Genomic DNA, 12,098 nt, shown 5'->3' on the forward strand with positions numbered 1-12,098 from the left:
CTCTTTACAAAAATAGTACTTAAAGCATTGCAAACAAATATACCTTATATACTTTTTTGCTGTATTTTTATACTGTTATCACCTTCATTTATAACGGCTCAGGAACTTGACACCATCAGCGGCATTAGAATTGAGGCTGAAAGGGACACTCTTGTTTCTGTAGGAGAAGGTATCCCCCTGGCTCAAACGATTAAACTGCAGGACAGCATATTGGGAGATACAATCCCCCAGCCACAGGGAAATGGTCTTCTCTCCGACCGTGTTGACTACAAAGCAAAAGATTACATAAGGCTTAGCCAAAAGGAAAACAGGATGTTTCTCTATAACGACGCTCAGGTCACTTATGGCGATATTGTGTTAAATGCAGGCCTCATTATTATTGACAATAACAAAAATGAAGTTTACGCCTTTGGTATTCCGGATTCTCTGGGCGAATATACCCAAAAACCTATATTTCAACAGGCTCAGAAAACAGTTGAGCCGGATTCTATCCGTTTTAATTTTGATACCGAAAAAGCGCTAATCTATAATTCCAGAACCCAGGAAGCCAATTTTAATGTAAGAGGAGAAGTCACCAAACGGGAAAATGACTCTGTTTACTTCATGCAAAATGTGCGCTTTACTACCTCTGAAAATGTAGATAATCCAGATTACTATTTTTACGCACGGCGTATAAAATTTGTACCTGACAAGAAAATCGTATCCGGCTTGGTAAATATGTATATAGCAGATGTACCTACGCCCTTGGGGCTGCCTTTTGGATATTTCCCTATGACCGAAGAAGAAACTTCTGGTTTTATTATACCGTCGTTTGGAGATAGTAATAACCGTGGATATTATCTACAAAACGGTGGGTATTATTTTGCGATAAGTGACTATGTAGACTTATTGGCGATAGGCGATTATTACACTAACGGAAGTTATGCCTTAAACCTTGAATCTAACTACAATCAACGTTACAAATTCCGTGGAAATGTGAGCTTCCGGTATGAAAGGCTTCTGGAAAGTGAACGCGGATTTCCGGATTTTGCTGAGGGTTCTAATTATAATATCCGTTGGTCGCACAGCCAGGATTCAAAGGCAAGCCCTTCTTCCAGGTTTAGTGCTTCAGTGAATCTTGGTAGTAGTGATTACTACAGAGAGTCTGTAAATCAGCAAAATACAGGTAACTTCTTAAACAATACCTTAAACTCCTCTGTTTCCTATTCTAAAACTTTTGAAGGTGAACCTCAGGTAAATCTCAGCCTCGCGGCACGACATTCACAGAATACCAACACAGGAATAGTTAATTTGACCCTGCCCACACTTACTGCTAGCATGTCCAGAATATATCCTTTTGAACCACAAGTTGGAGCAAAGAAAGGAATTATAGAAAACATAAATTTTCAGTATAACTTAAGGGCAGAGAATAGAATTGCTACTTATGATTCTATTTTCTTCACACCACAAATGTTCGATGAAGCGGTATATGGCGCACAACATTCTATTCCCGTTTCTACAAACTTTAAACTTTTTAATTATTTAAGTGTGAGTACGGGGGCTAGTTTTGAAGAAAACTGGGTTTTCGAAACTTATGAACGTTCTTATGATGAAGAAACCAACAGCGTTGTTCGGGACACTATAAAAGGTTTTGACAGCTTTAGGACTTATAATTTTAATGCCAGCGTTGGAACAACACTTTATGGTTTAAAAAGCTTTGGGAAAGATAAAAAAATACAGGCCATACGGCATGTGATGCGGCCCTCGATAAGTTATAGCAATAATCCGGCTTTTGACCAGTACTACGACCAGTTTGAACAGATAAACCCGGCAGATCCAACACAAATAAACCTGGTAGATTATTCACGATTCGACGGAACATTATATGGGGCACCGGGGAGAAATTTCTCAAGTTCATTAGGCTTGAGTCTCAGCAACACGTTAGAAGCTAAAGTGCGGGATAAAGATAGCACTGCAACAGAACCAAAAAAGGTTACTCTATTAAACAATTTTAGTATGAGTACCTCTTACAACTTAGCCGGGGATTCTTTGCAACTTTCCCCTATATCATTGCGTGGAGGTATTCCTGTCATCGAAAATAAACTTACCATAAATCTTGCTGCCCAAATGGACATCTATGCCCTGGATAACAACAATCGCAGAATAGACAGGCTTAATATTAATAATGGAGGAAGCCTTTTTAGGTTTACCAATGCCAATGTAAGTTTTGGGTATGCTTTTTCCAGCAAGGATTTTTCTAAGGATACCGAAAATAAAGATGAATCTGAAAATGAAACGTATAGAAACGGAGGCCGACCAGATGATCTTTTTGGTAAGGGAACAGATCTGGACGGCGATTTTTATGAAGATGGAGAAGATCCTTTTGATGATGGAGAGGAAGAAGAAGTCAATAGTGAATGGTATAAATACAAAATCCCCTGGGATTTACGCGTTAACTACACCATGACTTATAGCAACAACGCAAGGCAAAATGAAATTACATCGCATTCCCTTATGTTTTCCGGAAATCTTGAGCTCTCACCAAAGTGGGCAATAGGAGCTTCCTCTGGTTTTGATGTAAAGGAAGGAGGATTTACTTATACCCAATTGCGTTTCGCACGGGATCTTGAGAGCTGGAGAATAAACTTTAGCTGGGTTCCTTTCAGCCAGAGAAAATCCTGGAATTTCTTTATTGGTATAAAATCTTCTATTTTAAGTGATATTAAGTACGAGAAACGAAGAGACAGGGATCGAAGGTTATAGGATTGTAGTATTAACGGTGAAACGTTAGAAGAAAAAATGATTATTTTTAAGAATCTATAAATCAGGTAAATTCTAAATTATATTATAAATGAAAAAAATTATCAAAACCAGCAATGCCCCGGCACCAATTGGACCTTACAATCAGGCAGTTTTAAGTGGGAACATGCTTTTTGTTTCCGGACAGATAGCTATTAATCCCAAAACCGGCAATTTAGAAATTGACGACCTGGCTGCAGAAACAAAGCTGGTAATGGAAAATTTGAAGGCGATACTTTCTGAAGCGGGACTTACTTTTGATGATGTCATTAAAACGTCAATTTTCATCAGTGATATGAATAACTTCGCCAAAATAAATGAAGTCTATGGAACTTATTTTAATGCCGAGACAGCACCAGCAAGGGAAACTGTGGAAGTAGCAAATCTACCAAAATTTGTAAACGTAGAAATAAGCGCAATAGCTGTTAAAAACTAAAACAGATTCTTACCGGAAGTTCTGCTAAATTTTCTTTCTTCAATTCCGGCTCACAGAACGGTACTCAGCAGAAGTTATTAACGGCACAACTTCCGGAGATTTATTTGTATCCGAACTAATCCAGATCTGGTAGCTTTCAAAGAATTTTGTTCTTACTATATCCCCTGAATAAGCAAACGTGCAGTTGCAGGGTTGGTTGCTAACGGTACATCATGAACATCGCATAACCTCATAAGCATAAATATGTCTGGTTCGTGCGGATGCTTATCCAGAGGATCTCTGAAGAAAATCACCATATCTATTAACCCCTCTGCGATACGTGCGGCAATTTGCGCATCTCCTCCAAGAGGTCCGGACAATAACTTTTCAACTTTAAAACCCGCAACTTCTGTTTTTGCTCCCGTTGTACCGGTAGCAATAAGGTTTATTTCTTTAGATTGTAAAGTTTCTCTATGGTTATTTAAAAACTGTACCATTTCGGCTTTCTTCCCGTTATGGGCAATAATTGCTATTGTTTTCATTGATCAGGTGGATAAAATATCAGAAATTCTAAGTAAATCTTTGTTTACAGTATGTTCGGTTTTTAAAGCTTTCGAGATGCTGGTATATACAATATCATTATTCATAAGCCCAACCATCACATCGCGGTTACCATCCATAAGAAGTTCAACAGCCTTTACACACAAACGGCTTGCCAGAACCCTGTCGAAACATGTAGGTTTCCCTCCTCTTTGAATATGTCCTAAAACCGTTACTTTTGCGTCGTAGTAAGGCAAATTTTCCTTTACATATTCTGCCAGTTCAAAAACGTTTTTTCCAATTTTATCTCCTTCAGAAACCACCACAATACTGGAAGTTTTTCCAGATCTTCTACTACGCTCCAGAGAATTGAGCAAACGCTCCAGCCCGAGATCTTCTTCAGGAATTAAAATTTCTTCAGCACCGGCACCAATACCACTGTTTAAAGCTATGAATCCGGCATCGCGCCCCATTACTTCCACAAAAAACAGACGGTTATGGGAACTTGCTGTATCCCTTATTTTATCAATTGCATCTACAACCGTATTTAAGGCAGTGTCGTAACCTATAGTAAAATTAGTTCCCGAAATATCGTTATCAATGGTTCCGGGAACACCAATACACGGGATACCATGCTCTTCACTAAGTGCCAGGCCTCCACGAAAAGTTCCATCCCCTCCTATTAATATTACAGCATCTACTTCTGCTTCTTTAATTTTGGCCGCTGCTTTAGCACGTCCTTCTTTGGTCATAAATTCCCTGGAACGGGCAGATTGAAGTATCGTTCCTCCGTAGGGCAAGATATTACGGACACTTCGTGCATTAAGTGCTACAAAATCACCTTCAATTACCCCTTGAAATCCACGGTAAAAACCTACGCATTCAGTATGGTAATAGGCACAGGCTCTTACCACTGCCCTGATTGCGGCATTCATTCCCGGAGCATCTCCTCCTGAGGTCAACACCCCTATTTTCTTGATCTTTTTAGCCATAGAGAAATATCCTTAATACATGGAGTTCCTGATATTCCCTGTAAAACTAGTCACAAATAAAATGATTGCAAAATTATTTATAACAGAAAAAGGAGTTTCTAATGTGTAACGTTTAAGTGCTAAAGTGTCGGTCAATCAATTACTATCTTTAAGTAAATATGTTCTGAAAAAGAGCAAAAGTTGACATCTGTAAGAAATTTCCTTAAAAAAATAATTAATCGTAAGAATTTATACCTACTTAAATTATTGTTATTGTGTTACTTATATTTTCTTTTGAGATATATGAACTTCACAGGTTTGTTTTTAATTTGTAAGAGAGATTAATCATCGTGGTAAGAATTATCATGCACAAGACTTTTGACCCTCTCTATAAATATAAATGAAACTTACACCTCATATGAGTTGATGTTATACAAGGGAAATTAAAATTTTAAAGGTCTTTTGTATTTGGGGAGATATAAAAGACTAAACAGGGGGCATCTCATAATGGATTGTCCCCCTTTTTTATTAGCCTCTTACGTGGAATCTAAGTTTTGTCCATTAGTACTCTTTTCACCAGATACTTTAACATCGTGTTAACTTATTGTAAATGTGAATGTTAAAAACCCAAAATAAAAAAGTAATTTACTATATTTAAGAATCCTTTTGGACAGCAACCAAAATCTTCAGCCTTATGTTATACAAACCAACCACGGGTTTTCTTTACCTACCTCAAAGTCCCAAGCCTATCTTTAAAGGTGCTAACGAAATTCACTTCGACTATTATTTCTCCGCCAGGTATTTCGAAGAAAATATTATCCTGGATGTGACAACAAAAATTTTTTCAGAATATGATCACGTCTTCACACGTATCTCATCGCATTGTATAAAAAGAGGCGAGGTAAAAACCTGCGTAAAAGAATGTTTGCTAACCCACTTTTTAAGAATGGGTGTTTCCAGAAAAAGGGCAAATTTCCTACTTAAAAACTTCAGCCTTAGTTTCAGGAAGCTTGAAGTACAGAAAGAACTAAGGGAAGTTTAAAAAGTTTAGAAAGTCTGGGAAGATTTTCTAATTGAAGAGGAACGCGAAATGTATCGCGTTCCTCTTTTATTTTTATTTGCGCTTTTAATTCTGGCCATTTTCCGGAAAATTGATATAATCCGGGGCGATAGATTCCCGGGTTTCCTCCTCCTCTTCTTTACGCGCCTCTGCTTTAGCTAGTTCAGCATCAGTGATCTTTCTTATCAACTCTTTAAAAGTGTCAAAATCGACTGAATAGGATAAGCCCACTCCTTGTGTAAATCCAATTTCTTCACCTATAAACTGGATATTATTTTCACGGTTAAAAACCTTTGCCCTAAGGCTTCCATCTTCATTTAACAGAAAGTCGATTTCCACATCCCCAATAATGTAAGATTCCGTCACCCCACCTATAGGAACACCCACCTGGCCATTTATTAATACCCTGTCACTTATTTGTGTTGAAAGTGTAAGACCAAAACGATCTACAGTTTGCTGGTCTGGCGTACGATCACCCTGTTGATAGTTTACTCCCACCTGGAATTTTCCATCTTCATCGGCAAAAATATCGTTTACAATACTCGACGCACGTTCTGCCAGTGTACCCGTAATAGCATTTTGCCGAAGACCGAACTCACTGTAAAATGAGCCCTGAGTTACCAAAAAGAGCGCCTGCAATTCTTTACTCGCCCGGTCGTCTATCCTATACTCTAATTCTGAACGCACTACTGAACTGGCATTAGGAAAACCTATATCAAAAGTGATGTCCGGTTGGGCCAACTGCCCCTGAAGATTAATAATTACTTCTACCGGAATTTTCCGGTTAACTGAAGGATTCTCCAGAAGAACTGAAGGGTTGGCGTCTAGTTCGTAAACAGCACTCACATCCAGCTCTGCCTGTACAGGATTTCCATTCCAGTTAATATTTCCACCAGGTTGAACTCTAAAGACTTTTTGGACCAGTCCTGCGTATTTAAAATTGTAGACTCCTTCGTAAGCAATAAAATCTCCCCACATGTTAAATTTCCCATTGGTATTAATTTCCAATAATAAGTTACCTGCACCCCGACCTCGTAAAGTACTTCCGCTGGTTTGATCTACCACCACTTCCACTTCAGCATCGTTGGTTACGTCAAGATCAAAAACCATTTCAATTCCTTTTACTTCAGGTAAGACAACTTCTCTTCCGGCTTGTTTTGCTGCTTTTTCTTCGGGACTTAAAAAATGGATATAGGAATTGTCCCCAACAGATTCTGTGTCGCTTAAAGGTATTTTAAAAACAGTACCACGTTCTGTCGTGGCATTAACGTTTATCAATAATTCGTCTGTAGGGCCTTCGATAGATGCGTCGCCGCTTATAAAAGCAGTTCCGTAGTAAAGCGCATCCTCTTCGGCGTCAGTGTCCAGTACTAAAAGCCTGTTTGTAGTAACTCCCAGATTCAGAAACCATTCAGAAAAGTTCTTATGAGAAATATTTCCGTCCAATATACCACGAGTATCAAACTTGGTATCGGTTAAACCTATGTTATCAAAATCGAATTGTTGCTGTGTCAGGTTTACCACAGATTGATCATCAAAATCGTAATCGACATTCAAATATGGGATGCTCAGGCCTGCATTATCCATAAGTAGCTGCCCCCCAAATTCGGGATTCTTATAATTCCCCACTACCCTGGCATTTCCGGAAACTTTTCCACGAATATTGCTTATAGCTTCTCCTCCTAATGGACTAAAAGCTGCCATGTTTAGATCATCAAGCTCAACCTCCAGATCTATTGTAGGTTGGCTGCCACTAACGTTAATGCTACCAATTGCATTGAGAGATTCAAAATCCTTGTTTTTTAGATTGGCGTTAATGGTATAACTGGTAAGGTTCTCATTTCCTTCTACATCTATTAAAAGATTTCCGAGTAAATTTTCGTTGATATTGAGCGAGTCAATTTTTAAAGAAGTATTTGGATAGTACGCACCGTTTTCCTGAAGTAAATCCAGTCTTCCGTTTAATCTTCCTGCCAGGTCGAGGTTATCAATGACCGGCGTTATTTTACCAATATCGACATCGTCAAATTCCATGCGAAAGTCTTTGTACGTACTATCGCGCATTACCCCGCCAAGTCGTATTTCTTCATCAGCATGGCTCATCACCAAAGAATCTATCACAATATTTCTTAGGTTGTTCTCAAAAACAATTTTATTGCTTTTGTTTCCTTCTTCATTAATATACCAAAGATTATCTTTAAAAGTGAGATCGGATCGTTGTATGCCGACCACAGATTTATTTTCCTCGTTAATAGTATGGTAAAGGTTAATATTAAAAAAATCAGAATTATTTTTACCCCCCTGGAATTCTGACCTTATAAATAAAGTGTCACGCTGCGTTACATTTATAAAGCTGAATTCAGAAAAATTGTAGAAACCTGTGGATACACTGTCAGCTTCAAAAAAAGTATTGTAAATAGGATTGGTATTATCTACCCGAAGGTTTATATCTTCCATTAAATTGTCAAATGCTTCAATTTCTGGAGAACGGAAATTGAGTTTGAATTCCGATTCATCAGATTCTACCCTTCCGCGAAGAAAGGTATTTGGAGCAACACGAATTTCGGGATAAAATATTTCTACAATCTGACTGTAAATATCAAAGTCAAATTCCATATACTGGTTAGTAGTAATCGTCCTTGGTTGATAATTGGTATAAATGCTACCCAGGGAATTTTCAAAAAGTGCGCCGACTTCCCGTAATTGAAAAACACCTTCTACCTGACCACTAATTACATCTGGTGAATTAATGGCGATGGTACGTTCTTCACCTTCAAATGATGAGACGATACTAAAATCTTCAAAATAATAGAGATCGTTTTGATTCTGGTAAGAGGTGTTAAGCAGCAAAATGCTTCCGAAGGCATTATCTATAGTAGTACCTTTCATGTTCATAATTACATCTCCTTTAAAAACAGAAACGCTGTCACGGGTAACAAAATTGAGAGCATTTAAATCGGCATAATTCACAGCAGCCTCGAAATCATATACGTTGATATCCTGAGAAATATCTGCGAGTCCGTTAAATTCCATTCTAAGATTAGGATCATTGGAAACCAGGTTACCGTTAAAGACAGGATTCCTGAGATTTCCAATCACTCTTATGTCTTTGTAGGTATAATTATTATAATTGATTTCAGAAATGGCACCACGCAACTGTGCGTTTATACTTTCTGCATCAAAACCTTTTCCATCAACATCCAGATTAAAACTTGTTTTACCCAGGGTGGGGTTATTAACAAGGCGTCCTATATTAAAGTCCCTGAAAATAAGATTGCCTTTATAATTTGCCGTCCTGGTATTATCAAAATTCCTAAGCACAAAATCTGCATCGGCAGAGCCTAGCTGAGTATTAATAATCACATCTGCATCCAGGGAATTACCTGTTAATAAGGCGTTTCCTTGCATACGGACATTTCCGAAATCCCGGAGCGTTTCCGGTAATTTTCCCAATAGCGCCTGCGGAAGCAAATTAACGAGGTCGTAATAATTGGAATTAAACTGACTAAATTCACCGCTTATCTGAAAATTGGTAGTTTCCTGTGGAAAAATTCCCTGCACAACAAAGTCCCCATCTACAGCACTTCTGTCCATCCCCTTAAGCTGAAGATCAATTAAATTGAAATCGTTAAGGGTTCCATTAAGGATTGTATTGAAAATAAGTAATTGATCTGTTCCAAACCCATCATAAAAAACCTTCAGGTCATCACTTGAAATCATAGATTCAGAAAAATCTGCTGTAACCTGCACCTCGTTCACAAAATTGGAAAATTGCTCGGGTGTATATTCAAAAACCAGGTTTCCCTGAATTTTGGATTCAGTTGTTTCAAGTACAAGTTCCTCCAATTGCATGCCGGTTGAACTATATAAAAAAGAGGTGGTTAAATTGCTGATGCTTAAACCACGGGCTTCTTCAGCAGTTAATCCGGTAATATCCACGGCAATTATATCACCATCAATATTTAAATCTTCAGCAAAAATTGTGAGGTCATCAAAAATCAGAATATCAGGATTTTCCAAATTTTCATCCCAATAGCTAAAATGACTATTCAAAATCTGAATATCATCCACATTTAATTCAAAAGCAGAAGGTTCGCCGGTAGGTTCCTTTTTAAGTTTCGATAAAAGCAACGACAGGTTATCCCTTTCCTCCCCTTCGTATCGCTTCATATTCAGCCTTAGATCACGAACCACAGTGTTCCCAAAAGAAGGACTATTATTAAAAAGGTTTCTAAAGCTAAGAATAGAGGTCCTGACCTCCCCGGCAGTAAGTAAAGTATCCTGATGATGATCCTCCACGAAAATGCCATTAATTTTCACATTCCCAAAATAAGTAAGGCTTACACGATCAATAGATGCATTTATGTCACTGTTTTCCCTTAGCGAGCTGGTGATTTTTTTTGCTACAGAAGTTTGTACGGCAGGAATGGAAAATAAGATCAATAAAAGGATAAAAAATAAAAGCAACCCAACTACTATTTTTTTTAATATTTTCCAGAATTTTTTGATATGCTTTTATGTTTTAACTTTGTACAAAATTAACAACTTCTATGCCCATTTGCCCGCAATGACAGAACAAAATATTTACATACTCGCCATAGAATCTTCTTGTGATGATACCGCTGCAGCCGTATTGTGTAACGGCAGGATTCTCTCAAATATTGTCGCCACCCAGGAGGTTCACCAGCAATACGGCGGTGTAGTGCCAGAACTTGCATCCAGAGCCCATCAACAAAACATTGTTCCTGTTATTCATCAGGCTCTTAAAAAGGCAAATATCGACAAAAATGCGCTATCTGCAATCGCTTTTACACGTGGTCCCGGATTATTGGGTTCCCTTCTTGTAGGCACTTCTTTTGCAAAATCGCTGGCGATGGGACTTCGTATTCCGTTAATCGAAATCAACCATATGCAGGCGCATATTCTGGCTCATTTTATTGAAGAAGATGGTTTTGAAAAGCCGACTTTTCCATTCCTTGCCCTTACCATTAGCGGTGGACATACCCAGATTGTAAAAGTTTCAGATTATTTTGAAATGGAAGTTATTGGAACAACAACAGACGATGCCGTTGGAGAAGCTTTTGATAAAAGTGCAAAAATTATGGGCTTACCTTATCCCGGCGGTCCGTTAATTGACAAATATGCCAAAGAAGGTAATCCAAAAGCTTTTAAATTTCCAAAACCGAAGGTTAAAGGGCTTGATTTTAGCTTTAGCGGATTTAAAACTGCTGTGCTTTATTTTATTCAGAAGCAAACAAAGGAAAATCCTAATTTTATAGAGGAAAACCTGAAGGATATCTGCGCCTCTATCCAGAGCACGATAATTGCCATTTTAATGGATAAGCTTAAACTTGCCGTAAAAGAAACCGGAATAAAACAAATCGCTATAGGCGGCGGGGTTTCAGCTAATAGCGGAATAAGAAACGCCCTCAAGGAAGCAGAAACAAAATACGGCTGGACTACTTTTATTCCGAAGTTTGAATATACTACAGATAATGCAGCGATGATCGCCATTGCAGGTCATTATAAGTTTTTAAAGAAGGATTTTTCAGATTTTTCCACCACCGCACAGGCGCGATACAAATTTTAGTTTATGCAATTATTTTATCATCCCGAATTACAGGAAAAAGATACACAGGTCATCTTTCCGAAGGATGAAAGTAAACACATCGCGAAAGTTCTACGGAAAAAAGAAGGTGATGTGCTGGAAGTAACAAACGGAAAAGGTTTTTTATTTACGGTAGAACTCATTCAAACCGGAAATCAGGCGCTTGCCAAAGTTCTTGAAGTAAAAACTGAAGAGTCTGCTCCTTATTACCTGCATATGGCTGTGGCTCCCACAAAAATGAATGATCGTTTTGAATGGTTCCTGGAAAAAGCGACAGAAATCGGGGTTCACGAAATCACCCCGATTATTTGCGACCACAGCGAACGTAAAGTTGTTAAACTGAATCGCTTTGAGCGGGTTTTACAAAGTGCGATGAAGCAATCCCTCCATTTTAGAATTCCCAAACTTAATGAGCCACTAACTTTTTCTGAATTTTTAAGTGCTCATACTGAAGGAGATCGGTTTATTGCCCATTGCGAAGATGATAAAGAGCGATATTTGCTAAAAAACAGCATAAAACCGAAATCAAAGTCGGTTATGCTTATTGGTCCTGAAGGGGATTTCTCTTCAGAAGAAATAGAAAAAGCCCTGGAACAGAACTGGCAGCCAGTAAGCCTGGGTGACAGCCGCTTAAGAACCGAAACCGCTGCTATTGTTGCCTGCCACACGTTTGCGCTGGCAAATCAGGAATAATTTTACTTTAGAATCGAAATTTTATTTTCACTT

The 12,098-nt window shown here is 38.3% G+C and carries 8 protein-coding genes; 5 read left to right on the forward strand and 3 right to left on the reverse strand.

Annotated features, from left to right (window positions below; translation table 11 throughout):
* The first annotated feature begins 27 nt into the window (after positions 1-27).
* A complete protein-coding gene (locus RM541_RS13165; RefSeq protein ID WP_311500608.1) occupies positions 28-2,742 on the forward strand; it encodes a putative LPS assembly protein LptD in 2,715 nt (904 codons plus the stop codon).
* Between the two features lie 88 nt (positions 2,743-2,830).
* On the forward strand, positions 2,831-3,214 hold the full coding sequence (locus RM541_RS13170) for a RidA family protein (protein ID WP_311495771.1): 384 nt from the start codon (positions 2,831-2,833) through the stop codon (positions 3,212-3,214).
* Between the two features lie 155 nt (positions 3,215-3,369).
* Here RM541_RS13170 and RM541_RS13175 read toward each other — a convergent pair whose 3' ends face one another.
* Both RM541_RS13175 and pfkA read right to left on the reverse strand, forming a co-directional pair.
* Positions 3,370-3,735: a methylglyoxal synthase gene (locus tag RM541_RS13175; RefSeq protein ID WP_311495772.1), complete on the reverse strand. Its 366-nt coding sequence runs from the start codon at positions 3,733-3,735 to the stop codon at positions 3,370-3,372.
* A 3-nt stretch (positions 3,736-3,738) separates the two neighbouring features.
* Positions 3,739-4,725: a 6-phosphofructokinase gene (gene pfkA / locus RM541_RS13180; RefSeq protein WP_311500609.1), complete on the reverse strand. Its 987-nt coding sequence runs from the start codon at positions 4,723-4,725 to the stop codon at positions 3,739-3,741.
* A 673-nt stretch (positions 4,726-5,398) separates the two neighbouring features.
* Here pfkA and RM541_RS13185 point away from each other — a divergent pair.
* Positions 5,399-5,746, forward strand: a complete 348-nt coding sequence (locus RM541_RS13185; protein ID WP_311500610.1) for a hypothetical protein — start codon at positions 5,399-5,401, stop codon at positions 5,744-5,746.
* A gap of 84 nt (positions 5,747-5,830) precedes the next feature.
* Here the strand turns inward: RM541_RS13185 and RM541_RS13190 are convergent, their stop codons facing one another.
* The gene (locus RM541_RS13190; protein ID WP_311500611.1) at positions 5,831-10,231 is read right to left on the reverse strand and encodes a translocation/assembly module TamB domain-containing protein; all 4,401 of its coding nucleotides are present in this window, start codon (positions 10,229-10,231) and stop codon (positions 5,831-5,833) included.
* A 100-nt stretch (positions 10,232-10,331) separates the two neighbouring features.
* Between RM541_RS13190 and tsaD the strand changes: the two genes are divergently transcribed.
* Both tsaD and RM541_RS13200 read left to right on the forward strand, forming a co-directional pair.
* A complete protein-coding gene (tsaD, locus tag RM541_RS13195) occupies positions 10,332-11,354 on the forward strand; it encodes a tRNA (adenosine(37)-N6)-threonylcarbamoyltransferase complex transferase subunit TsaD (protein ID WP_311500714.1) in 1,023 nt (340 codons plus the stop codon).
* A 3-nt stretch (positions 11,355-11,357) separates the two neighbouring features.
* Positions 11,358-12,065, forward strand: a complete 708-nt coding sequence (locus tag RM541_RS13200; protein ID WP_311500612.1) for a 16S rRNA (uracil(1498)-N(3))-methyltransferase — start codon at positions 11,358-11,360, stop codon at positions 12,063-12,065.
* The last annotated feature ends 33 nt before the right edge of the window (positions 12,066-12,098 follow it).

It is taken from the genome of Autumnicola psychrophila (genome assembly GCF_031846645.1).
Taxonomy (GTDB): Bacteria; Bacteroidota; Bacteroidia; order Flavobacteriales; family Flavobacteriaceae; genus Autumnicola; species Autumnicola psychrophila.